A 23,937-nucleotide genomic window follows, 5' to 3' on the forward strand; every position below is an offset into this window, starting at 1 on the left:
GTCGACGCTGGGGCCTCCCCAGGCCTTGCTCCCGGGGTCGTGGCACGGGCACGGAGCCCGCTCACTTGGTGACGCTGCGGAGTGTGACGGTACATCCCGCCCCCGTGTCAAACGGGAAAAGCCCACAACGGCCACTCGAACGGTAACCCGACTACCGCCATTCCTGCCGCCCGGAGTCCCCAGTCGCCCTCAGGACCCTGTCCGGAGCGTGATGCTCCGATTACCGGAGAGGTGCCTTCAGAGGCGGGTCAGGCAGTACGCCCCGAGGCCCAGCGCGATCACCGCGGCGAGGCTCGCGAGGGTCGCCGATGCGACCTGACTCACACCCTGGGCGACGGGCTCGCCACGCCGGAGCCGGACGCCGGTCCACACCAGCAGCGCGCCTCCGAACAGGGCGAACACCGCCCCCGCGAAGATCGCCGGTGCGCTCTCCATGGTCCGCGCTCCCCTTCCCTGCCGCCCGTGACTGCCCAGCGCCCGGAGACTGGCACGTGCGGGCGGCGGGCGGGGGGCCGACGGGCGAAATCGAGGTGAACGAGCGGCCGGAACGCCCTCGAACATCCGATCGGCGGACGAGGGGCGGACCGGCGGGGGACCGGCGATGGACCGCCACTGGACAGCCCCTGGACCGCCGCCGGGAGCCGGAGCGAACGTTCCGGCCAGATTCTTCCGGCCATTTCTTCTCTCGGCGTGTCCCGCAGGCCGGCCCACCCGCGGATCGTCCCCCGGCCCGCCCAGCCCGGCAGCCGGACAGCCGAGCCCGTCTTCCGGTCCGTCAGACGGCCGGCTCCAGGAACCCCTGCTCCACCAGCAGCCGGATCTGCGCGGGCGTGCGGTCGCGCAGCAACACCGGGTCCTCGCCGGTCAGTTGCGCGATGGCGTCGAGAATCCGCCCCGCGCTCAGCGTGCCGTCGCACACCCCTGCGAACCCGGCACCGACCGTGTCCACCTTGGTCGCGCGGCGCATCCCGCGGTGCTGGCGCAGCACCACGTGCTCGGGGTCCTCGGCGCCGGGCAGCCCGACCTGCTCCTGGACCACTTCCACGGCGAGCCTGAAGTGACCTTCCAGGAGATCCGCGTCGTCGTGGTCACGGAGGTAGTCGAGGCGGTCGAAGTGCGCGCGGATCGTCTCACCGAGCGGCTGTTCGATCGAATGCGGCCACTCCTCGACGGTGACCGAGGGCACGGCAGCCCCCGTCCTGCGCAACGTGATCCAGCCGAATCCCACCCCCTTCACCTTGCGCGCCTCGAACTCGTCGAGCCACGCGTCGTACCGCGCCTGATACTCCACCGGGTCCCCGCGATGGTCGCCGGAGTCCCTGAGCCACAGCTCGGCGTACTGGTTGACGTCCTGCACCTCGCGCTGCACGATCCACGCGTCGCAGCCGCGCGGCACCCACGACCTGACCCTGTCCTGCCAGTCCTCCCCCGCGACGTGCTGCCAGTTGGCGAGGAACTGCGCGAACCCGCCCTCGTTCAGCCGCTCCCCGGCCTGTTGAACGAGCGAGCGACACAGATCGTCCCCGCTCATCCCGCCGTCCCGGTACGTCAGCCGGGCGCCCGGAGAGATCACGAACGGCGGGTTGGACACGATCAGGTCGTACGTCTCATCTTCCTTGACCGGCTCGAAGAGCGAGCCCTCGCGCAGGTCGGCCGCCGGTGCGCCGGAGAGCGCCAGCGTGAGCGCCGTGATGTGCAGCGCCCGCGGGTTGACGTCGGTCGCCGTCACGCGCGTGGCGTGCTGGGCGGCGTGGAGCGCCTGGATCCCGGAGCCGGTGCCGAGGTCGAGGGCGGCGGCGACGGGGGTGCGGACGGTGATGCCGGCGAGGGTCGTGGACGCGCCGCCGACGCCGAGGACGACTTCTTCGTGGCGCCGTCCGATGCCGCCCGCGCCGCCGACGGCACACCCGAGGTCGGAGACGATGAACCAGTCCTCGCCGTCGGGCCCGCCGTACGGCCGTACGTCCACGGTGGCCGCGACCTCGTCGCCGCCCGTGCGGGTCAGCCAGCCGCTGTCCAGGAGGTCGTCGACGGGCAGGACGCCGGCCACGCGCGCGTGCGGCACGGGCTGCTGGAGGAGGAACAGCCGGACGAGCGTCTCCAGGGGCGTGTCCCCGCGGGTCGCGCGCAGCGCGGGCACCGTCTCGCTGCGGGCCAGCGCGGCGTAGGCGGGCGCGCCGAGCAGGTCGAGCAGGCCGTCGGCGGTGAAGGAGGAGCCCAGCAGGGCGGTGCGCAGCCGTGCGGCGACGTCGGGGCGGTCGGAGGCGGGCAGGGTGGCGAGGCCGGAGTCAGTCACGCCCTCCATTGTGGCCCGCGGCCGGCCCCGGCCACGGGCTCAGCACACGGCCGCGGACCGCCGAACTCCGCCCGGCGCAGGGACCCGGCCCGACCCCGGCACCCGCCCCGGCACCGGCACCCACGCCGACACCGGCCCGGACCTCGGCCTCCGGGGTTCCGCCCCTGCCTCAGCCCGCGGTCGACGACGTCGAGGTCGAAGCCGGGGCCGACGCCGTATCCGGCGCGCCCGTCGACGACGTCGAGGAGACCTTCTTGCAGCTGGCCTGCTCGGCGATCGCGTCCTTGACCTCGCCCTGCTCCAGGGCGTTCAGCGCCGCGGTGCCGCTCTTGCTCTGCGTCTCCAGCTGCGTCGTCTGGGAGGCGACGTCCTGCAGACCGGAGGCGAACTTCGCCTGGTCCTTGGTGTCGAGTGCGTCGACCTTCTTCTTCAGGGCGGCGTAGGACGCGGAGAGGCTGTTGAGGGTCGTGACGACGTTCTGCTGGCGCTTGGCGCCGTCGTCCACCCCGGGGGGCGCACCGGCGCTGCTGATGGCCGCGGCGAGCGCCTTGTAGCCGTCGGACATGTCCTGGAAGGCCTGGGAGTCGGTCTTCTGGATGGTCGCGGCCGAACTCGTGGTGTCCGAGGCCGTCGTGGAGATCGCCTCGTTCGCCGCCTTGATCTTCGCGTCCTGCGCCGGCACCGCGTCGCACACGGTCTTGGCCCAGGCGATCAGCTTCGGGTCGGTGCCCTTGTTGCTGCTGCACCCGGACAGCGCCACTACCAGTACCGCACCGCCGGACAGTGCGGCCGCGAGCTTCTTGTTCACCGGATCGGTCCCTTCCATGGCTCTCGGCCCCCGGAATCTACACGGCGGACGGACAGCACCCACATGGAAGCACCCATTAAATAAGCTTTTGGGTAGATTCGCTCCGGGGAGAGAAGGCTCACGACGAGACGGCGCGCACATCCCGGCCCCGAGCACACGCCGGCACGCTCCGGCGCACGACAGGCCGTGGGCGCCCCGACGTACGGCAGGCCGTGGGCGCCCCGACGTACGAAACGGGCGGACGGCGTGTCAGCACACGTCGTCCGCCCGCTCGTTGACCGGCACCCTCTCGCGAAGGCGCCGGTGGGCGGCGTAAGACCGCCTACGAAACCACCGCGGGATCGGCCGGCTTGGCCACCCGTTCGGCGCTGTCCTCGTCGTCGCCGACGGCGATACCGCGCCGCTTGGAGACGTAGACCGCGCCGACGATCACGATCAGCGCGAGGACCGCGATCAGGATCCGGATGCCGATGCTCTTGTCATGACCGTAGGAGAACTTGATCACCGCGGGCGCGATGAGCAGGGAGACCAGGTTCATGACCTTGAGCAGCGGGTTGATCGCGGGCCCGGCGGTGTCCTTGAAGGGATCGCCTACCGTGTCGCCGATGACCGTGGCGGCGTGGGCCTCGCTGCCCTTGCCGCCGTGGTGGCCGTCCTCGACGAGTTTCTTGGCGTTGTCCCAGGCACCACCGGAGTTGGCCAGGAACACCGCCATCAGGGTGCCCGCGCCGATCGCGCCCGCGAGGTAGGAACCGAGGGCGCCGACACCGAGCGTGAACCCGATGAAGATGGGCGCCATCACGGCGAGCAGTCCCGGCGTGGCCAGCTCGCGCAGGGCGTCCTTGGTGCAGATGTCGACGACCTTGCCGTACTCCGGCTGCTCCGTGTAGTCCATGATCCCGGGGTGCTCGCGGAACTGCCGCCGCACCTCGAAGACCACCGAACCCGCCGACCGCGACACGGCGCTGATGGCCAGTCCGGAGAAGAGGAAGACGACCGCCGCGCCGGCGATGAGGCCGACCAGGTTGTTGGGCTGCGAGATGTCCATCGACAGGGTCAACGGGGAGCCCGCGCCGCTGAGTTTCTCGCCCACGTCCTGCACGTTCGTGGTGATCGCGTCCCGGTACGACCCGAAGAGCGCCGACGCCGCGAGAACGGCGGTGGCGATGGCGATGCCCTTGGTGATGGCCTTGGTGGTGTTGCCGACGGCGTCCAGGTTGGTGAGCACCTGCGCGCCCGCGCCCTGGACGTCGCCGGACATCTCGGCGATGCCCTGGGCGTTGTCGGAGACCGGCCCGAAGGTGTCCATGGCGACGATCACGCCGACGGTGGTGAGCAGTCCGGTGCCGGCCAGCGCCACCGCGAACAGCGCGAGCATGATCGACGTACCGCCGAGCAGGAACGCGCCGTACACGCCGAGGCCGATCAGCAGGGCGGTGTAAACGGCCGATTCGAGGCCGATCGAGATGCCGGCGAGGACCACGGTGGCCGGACCGGTCAGCGAGGTCTTGCCGATGTCCATGACCGGACGCCGGTTGGTCTCGGTGAAGTAGCCGGTCAGCTGCTGGATGACGGCCGCCAGCAGGATGCCGATGGCCACCGCGACGAGCGCGAGGACCCGCGGGTCGCCGTCCTTGGCCCGGATGGCCGCGTCGGAGATCCCGTCGAGGTCGGAGTACTTCCCGGGCAGATAGACGAAGACCGCGATCGCGACCAGCACCAGCGAGATCACCGCGGAGATGAAGAAGCCGCGGTTGATGGCGCTCATGCCGCTGCGGTCGCTGCGGCGCGGGGCGACCGCGAAGATGCCGATCATCGCGGTGAGCACGCCGATGGCCGGTACCAGGAGCGGGAAGGCCAGTCCGGAGTCGCCGAAGGCCGCCTTGCCGAGGATCAGCGCGGCGACCAGGGTCACGGCGTACGACTCGAAGAGGTCGGCCGCCATGCCCGCGCAGTCGCCGACGTTGTCGCCCACGTTGTCGGCGATGGTCGCGGCATTGCGCGGGTCGTCCTCCGGAATGCCCTGTTCGACCTTGCCGACCAGGTCGGCGCCGACGTCGGCGGCCTTGGTGAAGATGCCGCCGCCGACACGCATGAACATGGCGATCAGGGCGGCACCGAGACCGAAGCCTTCGAGCACCTTCGGCGCGTCGGCCGCGTACACCAGCACCACACAGGAGGCGCCGAGCAGGCCGAGCCCCACCGTGAACATGCCGACGACGCCGCCCGTGCGGAAAGCGATCTTCATGGCCTTGTGCGAGACGGCGGTGAGATCCTTTTCCGGTTCGCCTTCCGCCGGAGTGGCTTCACGGGCCGCCGCGGCGACGCGCACATTGCTGCGCACGGCGAGCCACATGCCGATATAGCCGGTGGTCGCCGAGAACGCGGCGCCGATCAGGAAGAAGATCGACCGGCCGGCGCGCTGATTCCAGTCGTCCGCGGGCAGCAGCAGGAGCAGGAAGAACACCACGACGGCGAATACGCCGAGCGTGCGCAACTGTCGGCCCAGATAGGCGTTGGCGCCTTCCTGGACCGCCGCCGCGATCTTCTTCATGCTGTCGGTGCCCTCGCCGGCCGCGAGCACCTGGCGGACCAGGATCCAGGCGACCACGAGCGCGGCCAGCGCCACGGCGGCGATGACCGCCACCAGGACCCGGTTGTCGTCGGTCAGGACTGCGGCTGCGAAGGTTGTGGGGTGATGGCCCAACTGATGAGGGGTAGAAAGCCCCGCCATTCGTCCTCCTTGACGCTTGGGCTGAGCTCAAGATGTGGACGGATTCTAGGTACCCGCGAGTGATCTAAACAGGGGACGGTAAACGGAATTGGCCTTCTCGTGCTCTTCAGCAAATGATCGAGATCAGGCCGACCAACCCGAAAGCAGTAATGCCCTAAAAGCATTGACAGCGGTCGTTTACTTGATCAAATTATCGCCCGACTGATCGTGAATCAATTCACTAAACACATCGCACGAGATCACTTTACGACCGGCCGCAGGTGACAGGGCCGCGGGGACGTGCGGACATGGCGAAGGGCCCCACTCGGCGGGGCCCTTCGCTGCACAGAACTTCGTCACACGGACGGAGCGGCTCTCAGGTGAGCGCGACTCCGGGCGGGGTCGTCGGCCAGGTCATGCGGATCAGCCCGCCGTGCTCCCCGGCCGTGACCTCCACGTCGTCCACAAGGCCGCTGATGACCGCGAGGCCCATCTCGTCCTCCTCGGCCTCCACGTCCGCGTCGGCCGCGCCACCGGAGGCCCGGTCGCCGGGAACGGAACGGGGTGCCTCGTCGCCGACCTCGATGGAGAACTGTTTCTCCTCCTCGATCAGCGCCACCCGCACCGGCTCGGTGATGCCGGCGGCCTGGTGCAGTCCCACGGCACGGGAACAGGCCTCGCCGACGGCCAGCCGGACCTCGTCCAGGACGGCCTCGTCCACTCCGGCCCTGCGAGCCACCGCCGCCGCCACCAGTCGGGCGGTGCGGACGTGCTCGGGCAGCGCGCTGAAGCGGAGTTCAACGGTGGCCATACGTCCCCCTCGGAACTACGGGCGTGCGATGGGGGGCCGGGCCGCCGAAGAACCCGGAACCCCCCGATGAATGCGTCCGCCGCGGGCACTGCGGCCCGTGCACGGCTGCCGGAACGGGCATGCGGGCCCGAACGGGCGGGGGTGACACGGGCATCCGTACGACGCATGGCGCGCACGGGCCCGTGCCGAGGGCCGGCCGGACGGCACGGACCGATCGGCGGTCCGGGGTACGTCGGCCGGCCCGGGGTCAGTCGGTGGCCGCCACCGCTTCCTCGACCGAGGTGTGGATCGGGAACACCTTGGTGAGGCCGGTGATACGGAAGATCTTCAGAATGCGCTCCTGGTTGCAGACCAGGCGCAGCGAGCCCTCATGGGCACGCACCCGCTTCAGGCCGCCGACCAGCACGCCGAGCCCGGTGGAGTCGAGGAAGTCCACGCCCTCCATGTCGACGACGAGGTGGAAATTCCCGTCGTTCACCAGCTCGACCAGCTGCTCGCGCAGCTTGGGCGCGGTATATACGTCGATTTCGCCACCGACCTCGACGACCGTACGATCGCCGACTGTACGAGTCGACAGGGACAGGTCCACGGATCCTCCAGCACCTTGCTATCGAGCGGTCGCCCCTCGGGACACCTCGGCTTGCGGCCCCCGGGACGGTTCGCCAGCCGCGATGGCATTCAATCACTTACGGCAGGCGTGCACGACGCCTTGGCCCCATTGTCCGTCACGCCAGTGACACACTCGGTCCCGATGGCCATAAATCACCGATCCGATCGACCGCCGGTTCCGGCCGGGTCCGGGTTCGCTCCGGGCACGGTCCTGGACCGGCTCGCCTCCGGGCCGAGCCGGGCTTCGCGCATCACTCATACGGAGCACTTGCCCCCGCGTGCGGGTCGGCATGCCGTCTGGCCTGACCGGATTCGTTCGGAGGTCGTCGCGGCCGTGCAGGAGTGCGGCATCGAGCATCCCTGGGAGCACCAGGCGCTGGCCGCCGAGCACGCCCTGGACGGCGATTCGGTCGTGGTCGCGACCGGCACCGCCTCCGGCAAGTCGCTGGCCTACCTGGTACCGGTCCTGTCCACCCTCCTGGACGGCTCCGAGGCCGCCAACGGCCGCGGCGCCACCGCCCTCTACCTGGCGCCCACCAAAGCGCTGGCTGCCGACCAGTGCCGCGCCGTGAAGGAACTTTCACAACCGCTGGGGAACGCGGTACGCCCCGCGGTGTACGACGGCGACACCCCCTACGAGGAACGGGAGTGGATCCGCCAGTACGCCAACTACGTGCTCACCAACCCCGACATGCTGCACCGCGGGATCCTGCCCGGGCACGCCCGCTGGTCCTCCTTCCTGAAGTCGCTGAAGTACGTCGTCGTCGACGAGTGCCACACCTACCGGGGCGTGTTCGGCTCGCACGTCGCCCAGGTACTGCGCCGACTGCGCCGACTGTGCGCCCGCTACGGCGCCTCCCCGGTCTTCCTGCTGGCCTCCGCGACCGCCGCCGAACCGGCCGTGGCCGCCGGCCGCCTCACCGGCCTGCCGGTCGTGGAGATCGCCGACGACGCCTCCCCGCGCGGCGAGCTGGTCTTCGCCCTGTGGGAGCCGCCGCTGACCGAGCTGCACGGCGAGAAGGGCGCCCCGGTCCGCCGTACCGCCACCGCCGAGACCGCCGACCTGCTGACCGACCTCGCCGTGCAGGGGGTGCGCTCGGTCGCCTTCGTGCGCTCCAGACGCGGCGCGGAGCTGATCGCCGTCATCACCCAGGAACGGCTGGCCGAGGTCGACCGTTCCCTCGCCCGGCGTGTCGCGGCCTACCGGGGCGGCTACCTCCCCGAGGAGCGGCGCGCCCTCGAACGCGCGCTGCACTCCGGGGAACTCCTCGGACTTGCCGCCACGACGGCCCTGGAGCTGGGCGTGGACGTCTCCGGGCTGGACGCCGTACTGATCGCCGGGTACCCCGGTACGAGGGCCTCTGTGTGGCAGCAGGCGGGTCGCGCGGGCCGCGCCGGGCAGGGCGCTCTCGCGGTCCTGGTCGCCCGTGACGACCCGCTGGACACCTTCCTCGTCCATCATCCCGAGGCCCTGTTCGACCAACCGGTGGAATCGACCGTCCTCGACCCCGACAACCCGTACGTCCTCGCCCCGCACCTGTGCGCCGCCGCGGCCGAGATCCCGCTCACCGACGACGACCTCGACCTCTTCGGCCCCGCCAGCAAGGAGCTGCTGCCGCAGCTGGAGGCTGCGAAGCTGCTGCGCCGCCGGACCAAGGCCTGGCACTGGACCCGCCGGGAACGGGCCGCCGAGCTGACCGACATCCGCGGCGAGGGCGGCCGCCCGGTGCAGGTCGTCGAGGCGGGCACGGGCCGCCTGCTCGGCACGGTGGACGCGAGCGCCGCCCACTCCACGGTCCACGAGGGCGCGGTCCACCTCCACCAGGGCCGCACCTACCTCGTGCGCTCCCTCGACCTGGAGGACTCGGTGGCCCTGGTCGAGCAGGCCGAGCCGCCGTACTCCACGGTCGCCCGCGACACCACGGCCATCTCCGTCCTGGAGACCGACACCGAGATCCCCTGGGGCGACGGCCGCCTCTGCTACGGCTCCGTCGAGGTCACCAACCAGGTGGTCTCCTTCCTGCGCCGCCGGCTCATCACCGGCGAGGTCCTGGGCGAGTCGAAACTCGACCTCCCGCCGCGTACGCTGCGCACCCGCGCGGTGTGGTGGACCGTCACCGAGGACCAGCTCGACGAGGCCCGGATCAACCCGGAGATCCTCGGCGGCGCCCTGCACGCCGCCGAACACGCCTCCATCGGCCTGCTCCCGCTCTTCGCGACCTGCGACCGCTGGGACATCGGCGGCGTGTCGATCCCGCTGCACCCCGACACGCTCCTGCCGACCGTCTTCGTCTACGACGGCCACCCCGGCGGCGCCGGCTTCGCGGAGCGCGCCTTCCACACGGCCCGCACGTGGCTGACGGCGACCCGGGAGGCGATCGCGGCGTGCGAGTGCGATGCCGGGTGCCCGTCCTGCATCCAGTCCCCCAAGTGCGGGAACGGGAACGAGCCGTTGCACAAGCGGGGGGCGGTGCGGCTCCTCACGGTGCTGTTGAAGGGGGCGCCGGTGGGGTAGTCGTTCGGCTGCGGGTCGGTGGGGGCTGGTCGCGCAGTTCCCCGCGCCCCTTTGGGGCGTGTTGTCAGGGGCGTGTTGTCAGGGGCGAGGTGTAGCGGGGCCGGCTCTGGCCCTGACCTCTGCGGTGAACGGCCCGCCGCCCGAGGCCGCCGAGACATCCGAGATGTCACCGACGATCACGCACCGGGTCAGCCGCGCGTCTTGTGCCCGTGCCAGCCGGTCGGCCTGGGCGCAGGCCGCCGCCGTCCCCTCGGCCCAGTGGTCCGCCGCCGCGAGGGCTGCCATGTCGGCGCCACCGGCCGCGCGATGCCGGACGACTACGGCGTGCCCCAGCCCCAGCACCACCCCGAACGCCACACACAGCACGGCGATCGCCCCGACGCTCCAGACAGTGGCCGAGCCTCGATCACGCGCCTCGCTGCGACGCGCCCCACAGGCGCGCGGGGAACTGCGCGACCAGCCCCCACGCAGCCGCAGCCGAAAGGCCACCGCACGCCCCCTCACCGCCCCGCCCCCGTCGGCCCCTCCGCGAGTGCCACCGCCGACTCCCGCACCTCGAACGGCAACGCGCCCAGCACCGGCGGCCTCGCCACCACCGTCACCCGCACCAGGTCACCCTCCCGCCCCACCGTCACCCTCGCCCCGTCCGGCGCCGCCTCCTTCGCCACCGCGATCACCGCGTCCTCGGCGTCCTGCCGCGCCGCGGCCCGTGCCCCGGTGCGGGCGGCGTCCACGCACCGGATCTGGGCGGCCACCACGAGCAGCCCCCACACCAGTGCCATCGTGAACGCCACCAGCACCGGCAGCACCACGGCCGCCTCCGCGGTCACGAACCCCCGGTCCGCCCCGCGCCCCCGCTCACATCCGCGCACTGAGGGCTCGTTTCACGATGGCCTGGAGCTCCGCGCTGACCTGCCCGCTCGTCACGACCGCGTAGAGGACCGCGGCGAACCCGACGGCTGCGATGATCCCCATCGCATACTCGGAGGTGACCATTCCGGCGTCCCGGCGCCCCAGCTTCCACATCTTCCAACACATCTCACGCATTTCGACTCCCTCGAACCAGCTTGAATTCGCTTGGATCTCACTTCAGTTCCTGTCGGCGGCCCCGCTTGTCGTGCCCTTCAGCCACCACCCCCTCGGAGCACCCCGCCCGCGAGTCCGATCACCACGGGCAGCACACCGACCGCGATGAACGCGGGCAGGAAGCACAGCCCGACCGGCGCCGAGATCAGCACCGCCGCCCGTCGGGCCCGTGCGGTCGCACTCCTCGCCCAGTCGGCACGGGCGTCCGCGGCGAGCCGGGCGACGGGGGCGGCCGCCGGCATCCCGGACTCGTCCGCGCGTGCGAGCAGCCGGGCCAGGGCGGCGGCACCCGGCAGTCCCGCCAACCGCCGCCAGGCGACAGCCGGTTCGCCGCCCAGCCGCACCTCCGCCGCGCCCCGCGCCAGCGCCTCCCCGACAGGCCCGCCGAGCGCCTCTCCGACGGCCTGGGCGGCGACCACCGGACCGGCCCCGGCGGCGATGCAGGCGGCCAGGAGGTCGGCGGCGAGCGGGAGTTGACGGGCGGCCTCGGCCGCCTCCGCCTCAGCCGTCCGGTCGAGGCTGCCCGCCCCGCTCCGCCAACGCCACAGCCCCGCCGCGACGCCCAGCCCCAGCAGCACCCCGACGACCCCGCCGACCAGCACCCAGCCGCCGCACACCACCCCGACGACCGGCAGCCAGCCGCGGACGGCACCGCTGACGGCGGAGTGCTTCTCCGCCGGCTCCAGCCGCTCCAGGCGCTCCAGGCGCTCCAGGCCGAGCAGTTCGGCCACCTTCCGCCGGGCCCAGCGCCTGCGCCGCGCCCGCTCCAGCCGCCATGCCGACCAGCCCAGGGCCATCAGCACCGCGACCGTCACCCCCAGCCTGTGGACAACCTCCGCGCTCATGCCGCCTCGGCTCCCCGCACGATCCGAGCCGCCCACCACATCCCGGCGCCCTCGAACACCGCACCCACGGCCAGGCAGCCCAGGCCCGCCCCGGTGTGCAGCAGCACCCGCAGCGGGTCGGCACCCATGGCCGAGCCGAGCAGCAGACCGAGGGCGGGCAGCGCGGCGAGCAGCACCGCGGTGGCCCGAGCACCCGACAACTGGGCCCGCAGATCCGCGCGTTGATCGCGCTCGGCACGCAGGGCGGCGTCCAGGCGGTCGAGACCGGCCGCGAGTCCGGCGCCCTGGTCGACCGCCACCCGCCAGCAGGCCGCGAGCCCCAGCAGGCCGTCGGCGCCCGGCTGCCGCGCCGCCAGCGCCAGCGCCCCCGGCACGTCCCCGCCGAAGCGGGCCGCCGCGACCACGGCCGGCCGGGCCTCGCCGAGCCCGCCGGAGTCCCGTGCGGCCCGCAGCAGCGCCTCACCCGGCTGCCGTCCCGCGCGCACCTCACCGGCGAGCGCCCCGCACAGCGCGATCACCGCGTCGGCGCGCGCCTGCCGGGTCCGCCGCGCCTGCCGGGCCAGCCGCACCCGGCGCAGCACCGGCACCCCGGCCGCCCCCGCGAGGGCCGGAAGGACCGAGGCGGCGAGGAGCGCGAGCGCGAAGCCGGCGGCCAGGGCCCACCACTCACCCCGCCAACGGCCGCGCAGCCGCCGCAGTTCCCCGAGCGCCTGCTCCCAGGAGGGCGGCCCGGTGGCCACCACCCCGCCGCCGGCGAGCAGCAGCCGCGTCCGCCGTACCTCACGGTGCCGCTCGGCCAGCAGCCAGGCCATGACCCCACCGCACACCAGGGCCGCACCGATCGTCGTCTCACCCATCACACACCCCTTTCAAGTCACTGATCACTGACGTCACTTCGGACCGGAGCTCACGGCTCCCCCACGTCACCGCAGAGCATCCCCCGCAGCCGCTCCCACCCCTGCTCCCGCGCGAACGCCGCCGCGTCCCAGCGCAGTGCCGGTACCGTGCGCACCAGCCCGGCCGAGTCCCGCTCCAGGACGTGCACCTCGGCGATCCGCCGCCGGCCCGCGCGGTCCCGTACCAGGTGCAGCACCACCGACAGCGCGGCGGCGAGCTGGCTGTGCAGAGCGACCCGGTCGAGCCCGGCGGCCGTGCCGAGGGCCTCCAGGCGGGCCGGCACGTCCGCGGCCGCGTTGGCGTGCACGGTGCCGCAGCCGCCCTCGTGACCGGTGTTGAGCGCGGCCAGCAGGTCCACCACCTCGGGCCCGCGGACCTCGCCGACGACGAGTCGGTCGGGCCGCATCCGCAGGGCCTGCCGGACCAGGTCCTCCAGGGTGACGAGGCCGGCCCCCTCCTGGTTGGCGGGTCTGGTCTCCAGCCGTACGACGTGCGGGTGTTCGGGCCTGAGCTCCGCCGAGTCCTCGGCGAGCACGATCCGCTCGCCGGGGCCGACGAGGCTCAGAAGGGCGCTCAGGAGGGTTGTCTTGCCCGTGCCCGTACCACCGCTGACCAGGAAGGACAGTCGGGCCGCGAGGAGGGCCCGCAGGATCCGGTCGCCGCCCGGGGGCACGGTCCCGGCCGCGACCAGTTCGTCGAGGGTGAACGCCCGCGGGCGGACCACCCGCAGGGACAGGCAGGTGCAGCCGACGGCCACCGGAGGCAGGACCGCGTGCAGGCGGGTGCCGTCGGGCAGCCGGGCGTCCGCCCAGGGACGCGCGTCGTCCAGGCGCCGGCCGGCCACCGCGGCCAGCCGCTGCGCGAGGCGCCGTACCGCCGCCGCGTCCGGGAAGGCGACCGGGGTGAGTTCCAGGCCGCCGCCGCGGTCCACCCAGACCCGGTCCGGGGCGGTCACCAGGACGTCGGTGACCGTGGGGTCGGCGAGCAGGGGCTCCAGAGGTCCGCTGCCGACCAGTTCGGATCGGAGCCGCTCGGCCGCGCCGAGGACTTCGGCGTCGCCGAGGACCCGCCCCTGGGCGCGCAGTGCCTGTGCCACCCGCGCGGGTGTCGGTTCGGCGCCGCTCTCGGCGAGCCAGCGCCGTACCCCGTCGAGCAGGGCCGGGCCGTCCGCGCCCGCGGTGCCGGGCCTCATGCGACACCGCCGGCCTCGACCAGGGTGCGTTCCCAGAAGCCCTTGCAGAAGCGGGCCAGCGGTCCGCGGGGGACGGCCCCGGGTGGTTTGCGGTTCGGGCGGGACAGGCCGGGTTCGGCGGGTACTTCCCCGGCCAGCGGCAGGCCGAGCAGCCGGGCCACCTCGCGGTCGTCCAGACCCGGCGCGTACGGTCCGCGTACCGCCACCCTGAGGTCGCGCACGACCATGCCGACGGTGGCCGCCACCCGGCCGGCCGCGGCGACGGCGCGGAGTTCGGCGGGGACCACCAGGACGGCGAGGTCGAGCTGGGTGAGGACCTCGGCGACCTCGTCGTCCAGGCGGCGCGGGAGGTCGACGACGACCGTGCCGCCGCGCCGCCGGGCTGCGGCGAGCACCGCGCGGACGGCGGGCGGCGGGATCGCCACGCAGTCGCCGCGGTCCCAGCTGAGGATCCGCAGCGCGTGCAGCTCGGGCAGGGACTCCTCCAGGGCGCCGCTGCCGAGCCTGCCCCGCGAGGCGGCGAAGGCGGGCCAGCGCAGGCCCTCGGCGGTCTCGCCGCCGAGGAGTACGTCGATTCCGCCGCCCAGCGGATCCGCGTCCACCAGCAGGGTGCGCAGTCCCTCCCGCGCGGAGGTGACGGCGAGCGCGCACGCCAGCGTGGAGGCGCCGGCCCCGCCCCGGCCGCCGATGACGCCGACGGTGAGGGCCGGGCGGCCCACGCCCTCGACGACGTCGGCGATCCGGTCCACGAGCCACTGCTCGCCGTCGGGCAGCATCAGGACGTGGTCCGCGCCGATCTCCACGGCCCGTTTCCACACGTCGGGGTCGTCCTGGTCGAGGCCCACCAGGACCACCCCGCGCCTGCGGGCGGCCCCGCGCACCCGTCGTGCGGCGTCGTCGCCGACCAGGACCAGCGGGGCGGACTCCCAGCCGCCGCCGCGTTCCGGCGGGCCGTGGTGGACTTCGGGTTTGGCGCCCGCCGCGGCGCACAGGCGGAGCAGGTCGTCGAGGAGTTCGGCGTCCTCGGTGACGATCATCGGGCGTCCGGGCCGTCCCGAGGCGGCGGACGGCGGGTCGTGGGTGACGGTTCCGGCCACGTGAGCTTCCCCCTTGGCTGCGTTCTCCCGCATGGCCCCTGCGGCCACGCGATTCCCAAACGTGCGAAGAACCGGCAAGCGGCTCCATATGCACGGCCGACAGAAACCGGCCATTGGCGCCCGACAAACGGAACCGGCCATGAACTCGCCGCCGCCGGAGCGCGCTGGAATCACGGTGCAGCGAACCCGGAAATCGTGTGGATCTTGGTCCAAAACTGTGGACAACTCGATGGTTGTGAATATCGCCGTCACCCATACCGGTGAGGCCCGTTCCGGGCTCTGCGCGGCTTCCACAGCGCAGCGTCACGACTACTCAACGTGACGGATCATGGGTATGCGAAAAGGGCGGCCGAAGCCGCCCAGCCTGGCCTCACGGCCCGCGAGAGAGGAGGAAAAACCCGTCCGGACATGCGACGACCCCCACCGGGGGGGAGAGTGGGGGTCGTCTTCACGGCCGACTCGGGGGGGGAGGAGCCGGACCGCGTTAGCACGGTCGCGAACGATCCGTGACTTCCATGGTGTACCCGAGAGCCCTCTCAGGCAAACCCACGCGCCCCACCTTACGCCGAATGGTGGGCGCCTATGCTCGGGGGCGTGGAAAACCACTCCTCGCCCCGCACAGCAGCCTTCTTTGACCTGGACAAGACGGTCATTGCGAAGTCGAGCACGCTCACGTTCAGCAAGTCGTTCTACCAAGGCGGTCTGATCAACCGCAGGGCGGCGCTGCGCAACGCGTACTCCCAGTTCGTCTTCCTGGTCGGCGGTATGGACCACGACCAGATGGAGCGCACGCGCGCATACCTGTCCGGCCTCGTCCGTGGCTGGAATGTCCAGCAGGTCAAGGAGATCGTCGCCGAGACCCTGCACGACCTGATCGACCCGATCATCTACGACGAGGCGGCCTCCCTCATCGAGGAGCACCACAAGGCCGGCCGGGACGTAGTCATCGTCTCCACCTCGGGCGCCGAGGTGGTCGAGCCGATCGGCGAACTCCTCGGCGCCGACCGGGTGGTGGCCACCCGCATGGTCGTCGGCGACGACGGCTGCTACACCGGCGAGGTGGAGTACTACGCGTACGGGCCGACCAAGGCCGAGGCCGTCCGCGAGCTGGCCGCCTCCGAGGGGTACGACCTCGACCGCAGCTACGCCTACAGCGACTCGGCGACCGACCTGCCGATGCTCCAGGCCGTCGGGCATCCGCACGCCGTGAACCCGGACCGCACGCTGCGCCGCGAGGCCCTCGCCCGCGGCTGGCCGATCCTGGACTTCCACCGGCCGGTACGGCTCAAGCAGCGGATCTCCGCGCCCCCGCGGCCGGCCCTGGTCGCCGCGGCGGCCATAGGAGCGGCGGCCGCCACTGCGGGCCTGGTCTGGTACGCGAGCCGGCGCCGGAGCACGGTCGCCTGAACCGGCACCCCAGGCCCTCTTCACCCGCTCGGCCTAAGCGCGCCCCTTTGGTGCGTGTTTGAACCCAAAAGTAAAGAACTGCAGGCAGGGGTTCCGCTTGCTCCGGGCTTGCAGTACAAAGGGGTTAGCGGCCCGCGAGACCAAAGGACATCCGAGAGGATCACCTTTAAAACGCATTTGGCCCCACGGACCCAGCATGGACACTAGGCACCCACGCGACGTCGACCCGTCGATTACGGGCCAGCCGCACCAGGTGACGGGCAAAGTTCCCGACCTGATGGGCGACATATCGAGGACGCTTGGTAACCCGGTGAGCATGCCAGCGGCGGTACGAGATCTCGTACCGCCGCAACCCTTTTCCGGAGCCCCGCGCGGCCGTCCGCCCGGTCCCGGCTCCTACGCCGCCCCGCGCTGCAGCGCCTCGCACACCGCCGTCGACTCGCGCACGCCGAGTTCCACCGCGCGCCCGCAGTGCGCGATCCAGGCCGCCATCCCTTCCGGAGTGCCTGAGACATAGCCGTCCAGAGCCGCCAGATAGGAGGCACGGCCCAGTTCGGCGTGGCCTACCTCGGCGGGGCAGACGGCCTTGGGGTCGAGGCCGCTGGCGATCAGCACGATCCGCTCGGCCGCGCGCGCGACCAGCCCGTTGCCCGAGGTGAAGGGCCGCAGCGCAAGCAGTTCGCCGTGCACCACGGCCGCCGTCACCAGCGCGGGCGCCTCGCTCCCCGCGACGATCAGTTCGGAGAGCCCCTCCAGGCGCCCCGACACCTCGTCGGCGGCCGGCAGCGCCAGCTCCACCAGCGGCTCGTCGACGGCCTCGCCGGCCCGGCGCGGCCTGCCGACCTCGTCGCCGCCCGTCGCGGTCGCCACGAGGTGCAGCCGGGCAAGCACCCGCAGCGGCGACTGGCGCCAGATGGACAGCAGCTGGCCCGCCTCCGCGGTCAGCCGCAGGGCCGCGCCGACCACGCGCGCGTCGTCGTCCACACCGAAGTCGGAGCGCCGCCGCACCTCCTCCAGCGCCCAGTCGGCACCGGACAGTGCGGCACTGCCCCGGGCGGCCCGCAGCGCGGCCTCCGAGGTGACGGCGTTGCTACGGCGCCGCATGACCCGGTGCCCGTAGACCCGGTCCACGGCCTTGCGCACGGACTCCACGGACTCGGCCACCCCGGGCAGCGCGCCCAGGGCCGCGAGCGGATCGGCGGTCGCACCAGTCGTACTCATGAGTACGACAGTACGCACCCCGCCCCGGGGCTCCACGAAGGAGTGGTCTTCTTCACTCCGTATGACACGTTAAGCCACTATGCGACTACCCTTCGTGAACATGAAAATTGCTTTCGTCGGGAAGGGCGGCAGCGGCAAGACCACGCTCTCCTCCCTGTTCATCCGCCATCTCGCGGCCGTCGGCGCGCCGGTCGTCGCAGTCGACGCCGACATCAACCAGCACCTGGGCCCGGCGCTCGGCCTCGACGAGGCGGAGGCGGAGGCACTGCCCGCGATGGGCGAGCGGCTCTCTCTGATCAAGGACTACCTGCGCGGCCACAACCCGCGCATCGCCTCCGCCGCGACGATGATCAAGACCACCCCGCCCGGCGAGGGTTCACGCCTGGTCCGGGTGCGGGAGCCCAATCCGGTGTACGACGCCTGTGCGCGGCCGGTGGAACTCGACGGCGGCGCCGTCCGTTTGATGGTCACCGGGCCCTTCACGGACGCCGACCTGGGGGTCTCCTGCTACCACTCCAAGACGGGGGCGGTGGAGCTGTTCCTGAACCACCTCGTCGACGGCCCCGACGAGTACGTCGTGGTGGACATGACGGCGGGCTCGGACTCCTTCGCCTCCGGCATGTTCACCCGCTTCGACATCACGTTCCTCGTCGCCGAGCCGACCCGGAAGGGGGTCTCCGTCTACCGCCAGTACAAGGAGTACGCCCGGGACTTCGGCGTCGTCCTGAAGGTCGTGGGCAACAAGGTGCAGGGGCAGGAGGACATCGACTTCCTGCGCTCGGAGGTCGGGGACGACCTGCTGGTCACGGTCGGGCACTCGGACTGGGTGCGCGCCATGGAGAAGGGCCGACCGCCCCGGTTCGAGCTCCTGGAGACCCCCAACTCCCGCGCCCTTCGCGCCCTGAAGGTGGCCACCGACGCGACGTACCAACTGCGGGACTGGGAGCGCTACACCCGGCAGATGGTCCACTTCCACCTGAAGAACGCCCTGTCGTGGGGGAACGAGCGCACCGGGGCCGACCTGGCGGCGCAGATCGACCCCGGCTTCGTGCTCGGCGAGGGAGTGACCGCCCCCGCCTGACGGGCGGCGGGCTCCGGCTCCGCGCCTACTGCTTGACGGCCGGCGCCCCGGGCACCCCCTTCGGTGCCGGGGCGGGGCGGCCGGACAGGAAGGACTCCCAGCCCTGCCGCGGGGCCTCGCCCACGTTCAGGGTGCGCAGCCTCGCCAGGACCTGCGGGTCCTGGGCGTCCAGCCAGTCGGCCAGCTGGTGGAAGGAGACACAGCGCACCTCGGGCTTGTTGCAGACGTCCGCGACGACCTCGTCGAGGGCGCGCATGTAGGTGCCGCCGTTCCAGGACTCGAAGTGGTTGCCGATGACGAGCGGTGCACGGTTGCCGTTGTAGGCCCGGTTGAAGCCCTGGAGCAGCCCGTCGCGCATCTGGTCGCCCCAGTAGTCGTACTTGTCGGGGTCACCCTGGGTCGACGTGCCGGACTGGTTGACCATGAAGTTGTAGTCCATGGTCAACTGCTCGTAGGTGTGGCCGGGGAAGGGGACGAGCTGCATCGACAGGTCCCACAGCCCCTCCCTCTTCTTGGGCCAGACCTGGTTGTTGACGCCACTGGTGTCGTAGCGGAAGCCCAGTTGGCTCGCCGCCTTCACGAAGTTCTTCTGCCCTTCCAGGCAGGGGGTGCGGGCGCCGATGAGCTCCTTGTCGTAGTCGAAGGGCAGCGGTGCGGCGTTCTTCATGCCGGTGTTGGTCTTCCAGGTCTTCACGAACTGCTTGGCCTGGGCGATCTCGCTCTTCCACTCGGCCACCGACCACTCGCCGACCCCGCCGTCGGGGCCGCAGAAGTGCCCGTTGAAGTGGGTGCCGATCTCGTTGCCCTCCAGCCAGGCCAGCCGTAGCTGCTTGACCGTGTCGGTGATGCCCTGCTCGTCGTTGAAGCCGATCTCGGAGCTGCCGGGTGAGTGCTGCGGGGGCCGGTACAGGTCGCGCTTCTCCTCGGGCAGCATGTAGACACCGCTGAGGAAGAACGTCATGTTCGCGTGGTTCTCCTTGGCGACCTTGCGGAAGTGCGAGAACAGCTTCTGGCTGTCCTCGCCCGAGCCGTCCCAGGAGAACACCACGAACTGCGGTGGCTTCTCACCGGCCTTGAGCCGCTCGGGCCGGGGCAGATGCGGCTGCGCCCCGGTGTACGCGGTGGACCCGTCGCCGATCAGACGGACCACGCTCTGGGGCGCCGGCGCTCCCTTCTGCGGTCCGGGCGCCCCTTGTTCGGAGTTGGTACCGGTCGCACAACCGGCGACCGACGCGGCACAGGCCGCGGCGGCCACGGCACCGACCGCAATCCTCTGGGTGGCGGCCAATTCCGCTCACCTTCTTCCTTCTCTCGGCTAACGCCGGTGACGGCGTTTCATGGCGATGTGCCGGGTATCTGCCGACAGCGCGGCCAAGATCGCATAGGACCGAGAGAGGGATTAATACGACAAGCCGATGAACTGCTCACTTCATCCATTGAGGTGAATGGATGCCCCATTTGCGAAGAAAATCCATGCCCGACCTTTACCCTGCATTACGATTCATTTACTGAACTTTGGTTCATCCCGCCCAGATCCGCGACCGCGCCGCCCCGGAGGAGACGGGAAACATGTCATCAGCCTGCGTACCCACCCACCCCGAGGGCCTCGGCCTGGCCCGGGCCACAACTCCCAAGGCCGTCACCGGCGCCGACCGGCAGCCGCAGCACCCGCCCCCCGCGCCGACGCCGCCGCGCCGCCGCTTCTCCGTCGCGGGCGCCGACCTGTCCGCGGCCGTCGCGGTGTTCCTGATCGCCCTGCCGCTCTCCCTCGGCATCGCCCTCGCCACCGGCGCCCCGCTCCAGGCCGGCCTGGTCGCGGCGGCCGTCGGCGGCCTGGTCGCCGGACGGCTCGGCGGCTGTCCGCTCCAGGTCAGCGGCCCCGCCGCCGGCCTCACCGTGGTCACCGCCGACCTGATCCACCGGTACGGCTGGCGGGCCACCTGCGGCATCACCGTCCTCGCCGGGCTGGCCCAACTGGGCCTGGGCTGCCTGCGCGTGGCCCGCACCGCGCTCGCCGTCAGCCCGGCCGTGGTGCACGGCATGCTCGCCGGCATCGGCGTCACCATCGCCGTCGCCCAGCTGCACATCGTCCTCGGCGGCACCCCGCAGAGCTCGGTCCTCGCCAACGTCCGTGCGCTGCCCGCCCAGTTGGCGAACCTGCACCCGGCCGCCGTCGCGATGAGCGCACTGACTCTGGCCCTGCTGCTGGGCTGGCCCCGGATCCCGGGCAGAGCGGGCCGCCTGCTGCACACGATCCCGGCCGCCCTGGTCGCCGTCGCCGGTGCCACCGCGACCGCCGCGCTCACCGGGCTCTCCCTGCCCCGGGTCGACCTGCCGTCCTGGAGCAGTCACGCCCTGGCCGGGCTGCCCGAAGGGCCGGCACTCGGCCTCGTCGCCGCCGTGCTCACCACCACGCTGGTGTGCAGCGTGCAGTCACTGCTGGGTGCGGTCGCCGTGGACAAACTGGTGGCCGGCCGCACCGGACCCCAGTCCCGGCTCGGCCGCTCCGACCTGGATCGGGAGCTGCTCGGTCAGGGCGCGGCCAACATCGTGTCGGGGGCGCTCGGCGGGCTGCCGGTCGCGGGGGTCGCGGTACGGAGTTCGGCGAATGTGCAATCCGGTGCCGTGAGCCGGAACTCCACGATGCTGCACGGCGTTTTCGTAGTAGTCGCCGCGCTGCTGATGGTCCCGGTGCTGGATCTCATCCCGCTCGCCTCGCTGGCCGCCCTGGTGATGGCCGTCGGCATCCAGATGGTGTCCCTGCACCACATCCGCACGGTGACCCGCCACCGAGAAGTGCTGGTGTACGCCGTCACCACGCTCGGGGTGGCCCTCATCGGCGTCTTGGAGGGCGTGGTCCTCGGGGTCTCCGTGGCCGTCGCCGTCGCCCTGCACCGCCTCACCCGCACCCGCATCACCCACGAAGAGAAGGAAGGAGTCCATCACGTACACGTAAGAGGACAGCTCACGTTCCTCGCGGTGCCCCGGCTCAGCAGAGTCCTGCATCTCGTACCCCAAGGTGCCCGCGCCGTGGTGGAGTTGGACGGTTCGTTCATGGACCACGCGGCGTACGAGTCGCTGCGGGACTGGCGCAGGGCCCACACCGCGCAGGGCGGCTCCGCCGAACTGACCGGCTGCCGCGCGGGCGTCCGCGCACCGGAGTACGGCCACAGACCGGAGCCCGGCCGCCGCGCCGAGCCGCACACGGGTCACGGTCCCGGCGCGCGTGCGGGTCACGGTCCCTGGCGTCGGCACGGGAGATCGGCCGGCACGGGTCATGAACTCGCCCGCGGGATCAGCGCGTTCCAGCGGGACACCGCTCCCCTGGTCCGGGCGGAGCTGGCCCGGCTGGCGCGCGAGGGGCAGCGGCCGTCGCAGCTCTTCCTCACCTGCGCCGACTCCCGGCTCGTCACCTCGATGATCACCTCCAGTGGTCCCGGTGACCTGTTCGTGGTCCGCAACGTCGGCAACCTGGTCCCTCTTCCGGGTGAGGAGAACGGCGACGACTCGGTGGCGGCCGCGATCGAGTACGCGGTGGACGTGCTGAAGGTGCGGTCCATCACGGTGTGCGGGCACTCCGGGTGCGGGGCGATGCAGGCGCTGCTCGGCTCCGGGACCGGGGGTGCGGCGACCCCGCTCGGGCGCTGGCTGCGGCACGGGCTGCCGAGCCTGGCGCGGCTGGCCGACGAGGGCGGAGCGGGGGCCCGGCTGGCCGGGCGGGCGGCGGCGGACACGGTGGAGCGGCTGTGCCTGACCAACGTGGTCCAGCAGTTGGAGCACCTGCGGGCGCACGACTCCGTGACGCGGGCGCTGGCGGCGGGTGCGCTGGAGCTGCACGGGATGTACTTCGATGTGGGCGAGGCGCAGGCGTACCTGCTGCGCCGGGGCGGTGCGGACGGGGAGGGAGGGGTGTTCGAGGGCGTGCCCGGTACGGAGGAGCTGCCCAGCCCGGCGTGAGCGACGCGATGACCGGGCCCGCCGCCGCCACACGGCCGGCATCGGCGAGGTCGGCGGCATCGGCTGAGTCGGCTGAGTCGGCTGAGTCGGCTGAGTCGGCTGAGTCGGCTGGGTCGGCTGGGTCGGCTGAGTCGGTACGCATCGGCGGGTCCGGTGTGCACCGGCACGCCGGACCCTGGCAGGCTCAGCGTGCCCGACCGCGGCGGTCGCGCCGCGGCACCCGTGCGGCACCCCCGCCGTACCCTGCCCCGCCGGACCCTGATAGGTCTAAACCAATTGTTCGGCGGCCCTTGTCACCGGGGCCCCAGGTCTGATGAGCTGTGGCCTGGGACACAACGGACACCCTTCGAAAGGGAGATGTCGTGAGCAACGAAAGCCTGGCCAACCTCTTGAGGGAGGAGCGACGCTTCGCGCCGCCCGCTGACCTGGCCGAGAACGCCAATGTCACGGCCGAGGCGTACGAACAGGCCAAGGCTGACAGGCTCGGCTTCTGGGCCGCGCAGGCCCGCCGCCTGACCTGGGCCAAGGAGCCGACCGAGACGCTGGACTGGTCGAACCCGCCGTTCGCCAAGTGGTTCAAGGACGGCGAGCTCAACGTCGCGTACAACTGCGTGGACCGGCATGTGGAGGCCGGGCACGGTGACCGGGTCGCCATCCACTTCGAGGGCGAGCCGGGCGACAGCCGCGCGATCACCTACGCCGAGCTGAAGGACGAGGTCTCCCGGGCGGCCAACGCCCTGCTGGAGCTCGGAGTTCAGAAGGGCGACCGGGTCGCGGTCTACATGCCGATGATCCCGGAGACGGCGATCGCGATGCTCGCCTGCGCCCGGATCGGCGCGGCGCACTCCGTCGTCTTCGGCGGCTTCTCGGCGGACGCACTGGCCACCCGTATCCAGGACGCGGACGCGAGGGTCGTCATCACCTCCGACGGCGGTTACCGGCGCGGCAAGCCGGCCGCGCTGAAGCCGGCCGTGGACGAGGCGGTCGGCAAGGCGGGCAACGTCGAGCACGTGCTGGTCGTGCGCCGCACCGGGCAGGAAGTGGCCTGGGACGACTCGCGGGACGTGTGGTGGGACGAGATCGTCGAGCGGCAGTCGGCCGAGCACACGCCGGAGGCCTTCGACGCCGAGCACCCGCTCTTCATCCTCTACACGTCCGGCACGACGGGTAAGCCGAAGGGCATCCTGCACACCTCGGGCGGCTACCTCACCCAGGCGTCGTACACGCACTGGGCGGTGTTCGACCTGAAGCCGGAGACGGACGTGTACTGGTGCACGGCCGACGTCGGCTGGGTGACCGGCCACTCGTACATCGTGTACGGGCCGCTGGCCAACGGCGCGACGCAGGTGATGTACGAGGGCACCCCGGACACCCCGCACCAGGGCCGGTTCTGGGAGATCGT

General features: G+C 72.0%; 20 protein-coding genes. 5 read left to right on the forward strand and 15 right to left on the reverse strand.

The window, feature by feature from the left end; genetic code table 11:
• Positions 1–237: 237 nt before the first annotated feature.
• The 6 genes from ACIQVL_RS45335 to bldG all read right to left on the reverse strand — a co-directional run bounded on the left by ACIQVL_RS45335 (position 238) and on the right by bldG (position 7,217).
• A complete protein-coding gene (locus ACIQVL_RS45335; protein ID WP_403442127.1) occupies positions 238–435 on the reverse strand; it encodes a hypothetical protein in 198 nt (65 codons plus the stop codon).
• A 340-nt stretch (positions 436–775) separates the two neighbouring features.
• Positions 776–2,305 carry a methyltransferase gene (locus tag ACIQVL_RS45340; RefSeq protein WP_403478444.1) on the reverse strand — a complete coding sequence of 510 codons (1,530 nt, stop codon included), beginning with the start codon at positions 2,303–2,305 and terminating at the stop codon, positions 776–778.
• A 160-nt stretch (positions 2,306–2,465) separates the two neighbouring features.
• The gene (locus ACIQVL_RS45345) at positions 2,466–3,122 is read right to left on the reverse strand and encodes a small secreted protein (RefSeq protein ID WP_403478445.1); all 657 of its coding nucleotides are present in this window, start codon (positions 3,120–3,122) and stop codon (positions 2,466–2,468) included.
• Positions 3,123–3,426: 304 nt separating this feature from the next.
• The gene (locus tag ACIQVL_RS45350; protein WP_403442133.1) at positions 3,427–5,838 is read right to left on the reverse strand and encodes a sodium-translocating pyrophosphatase; all 2,412 of its coding nucleotides are present in this window, start codon (positions 5,836–5,838) and stop codon (positions 3,427–3,429) included.
• Positions 5,839–6,193: 355 nt separating this feature from the next.
• Positions 6,194–6,628 carry an ATP-binding protein gene (locus ACIQVL_RS45355; RefSeq protein WP_403442135.1) on the reverse strand — a complete coding sequence of 145 codons (435 nt, stop codon included), beginning with the start codon at positions 6,626–6,628 and terminating at the stop codon, positions 6,194–6,196.
• A gap of 247 nt (positions 6,629–6,875) precedes the next feature.
• Complete coding sequence (gene bldG, locus ACIQVL_RS45360) at positions 6,876–7,217, reverse strand: anti-sigma factor antagonist BldG (RefSeq protein WP_010986038.1); 342 nt, start codon at positions 7,215–7,217, stop codon at positions 6,876–6,878.
• 162 nt (positions 7,218–7,379) lie between these two features.
• Here bldG and ACIQVL_RS45365 point away from each other — a divergent pair, with 162 nt between their 5' ends.
• On the forward strand, positions 7,380–9,752 hold the full coding sequence (locus tag ACIQVL_RS45365) for a DEAD/DEAH box helicase (protein WP_403478446.1): 2,373 nt from the start codon (positions 7,380–7,382) through the stop codon (positions 9,750–9,752).
• Positions 9,753–9,830: 78 nt separating this feature from the next.
• Here the strand turns inward: ACIQVL_RS45365 and ACIQVL_RS45370 are convergent, their stop codons facing one another.
• The 7 genes from ACIQVL_RS45370 to ssd form a co-directional block, all read right to left on the reverse strand.
• A complete protein-coding gene (locus ACIQVL_RS45370; RefSeq protein ID WP_403478459.1) occupies positions 9,831–10,223 on the reverse strand; it encodes an Rv3654c family TadE-like protein in 393 nt (130 codons plus the stop codon).
• 29 nt (positions 10,224–10,252) lie between these two features.
• Complete coding sequence (locus ACIQVL_RS45375; RefSeq protein ID WP_403478447.1) at positions 10,253–10,582, reverse strand: TadE family type IV pilus minor pilin; 330 nt, start codon at positions 10,580–10,582, stop codon at positions 10,253–10,255.
• Positions 10,583–10,610: 28 nt separating this feature from the next.
• A complete protein-coding gene (locus tag ACIQVL_RS45380) occupies positions 10,611–10,799 on the reverse strand; it encodes a DUF4244 domain-containing protein (protein WP_393815286.1) in 189 nt (62 codons plus the stop codon).
• Between the two features lie 77 nt (positions 10,800–10,876).
• Complete coding sequence (locus ACIQVL_RS45385; protein ID WP_403478448.1) at positions 10,877–11,683, reverse strand: type II secretion system F family protein; 807 nt, start codon at positions 11,681–11,683, stop codon at positions 10,877–10,879.
• The gene (locus ACIQVL_RS45390) at positions 11,680–12,540 is read right to left on the reverse strand and encodes a type II secretion system F family protein (RefSeq protein WP_403478449.1); all 861 of its coding nucleotides are present in this window, start codon (positions 12,538–12,540) and stop codon (positions 11,680–11,682) included. The genes ACIQVL_RS45385 and ACIQVL_RS45390 overlap by 4 nt, the downstream gene beginning before the upstream one ends.
• Before the next feature lie 50 nt (positions 12,541–12,590).
• The gene (locus ACIQVL_RS45395; RefSeq protein ID WP_403478450.1) at positions 12,591–13,772 is read right to left on the reverse strand and encodes a TadA family conjugal transfer-associated ATPase; all 1,182 of its coding nucleotides are present in this window, start codon (positions 13,770–13,772) and stop codon (positions 12,591–12,593) included.
• Positions 13,769–14,869 (reverse strand): septum site-determining protein Ssd, encoded by a 1,101-nt coding sequence (ssd, locus tag ACIQVL_RS45400; RefSeq protein WP_403478451.1) that lies wholly within the window; start codon positions 14,867–14,869, stop codon positions 13,769–13,771. The genes ACIQVL_RS45395 and ssd overlap by 4 nt, the downstream gene beginning before the upstream one ends.
• 582 nt (positions 14,870–15,451) lie before the next feature.
• Between ssd and ACIQVL_RS45405 the strand changes: the two genes are divergently transcribed.
• Positions 15,452–16,276: an HAD family hydrolase gene (locus tag ACIQVL_RS45405; protein WP_403442153.1), complete on the forward strand. Its 825-nt coding sequence runs from the start codon at positions 15,452–15,454 to the stop codon at positions 16,274–16,276.
• Between the two features lie 396 nt (positions 16,277–16,672).
• Here ACIQVL_RS45405 and ACIQVL_RS45410 read toward each other — a convergent pair whose 3' ends face one another.
• Entirely contained in the window at positions 16,673–17,497 is an 825-nt protein-coding gene (locus tag ACIQVL_RS45410) for a Fic family protein (protein WP_403478452.1), read from the reverse strand.
• A 100-nt stretch (positions 17,498–17,597) separates the two neighbouring features.
• Here ACIQVL_RS45410 and ACIQVL_RS45415 point away from each other — a divergent pair, with 100 nt between their 5' ends.
• Positions 17,598–18,578 carry an ATP-binding protein gene (locus tag ACIQVL_RS45415; RefSeq protein WP_403478453.1) on the forward strand — a complete coding sequence of 327 codons (981 nt, stop codon included), beginning with the start codon at positions 17,598–17,600 and terminating at the stop codon, positions 18,576–18,578.
• A gap of 25 nt (positions 18,579–18,603) precedes the next feature.
• On the opposite strand, the gene ACIQVL_RS45420 is transcribed toward ACIQVL_RS45415, so the two are convergent.
• Complete coding sequence (locus ACIQVL_RS45420) at positions 18,604–19,866, reverse strand: hypothetical protein (RefSeq protein WP_403442161.1); 1,263 nt, start codon at positions 19,864–19,866, stop codon at positions 18,604–18,606.
• A 281-nt stretch (positions 19,867–20,147) separates the two neighbouring features.
• Between ACIQVL_RS45420 and ACIQVL_RS45425 the strand changes: the two genes are divergently transcribed.
• Both ACIQVL_RS45425 and ACIQVL_RS45430 read left to right on the forward strand, forming a co-directional pair.
• Positions 20,148–22,535 (forward strand): SulP family inorganic anion transporter, encoded by a 2,388-nt coding sequence (locus tag ACIQVL_RS45425; protein ID WP_403478454.1) that lies wholly within the window; start codon positions 20,148–20,150, stop codon positions 22,533–22,535.
• A gap of 362 nt (positions 22,536–22,897) precedes the next feature.
• Positions 22,898–23,937: AMP-binding protein (locus ACIQVL_RS45430; protein ID WP_403478455.1), on the forward strand; the 1,040-nt coding region annotated here is incomplete at its 3' end.

The organism is Streptomyces sp. NPDC090499 (genome assembly GCF_044769305.1).
In the GTDB taxonomy this organism is placed as follows: domain Bacteria; phylum Actinomycetota; class Actinomycetes; order Streptomycetales; family Streptomycetaceae; genus Streptomyces.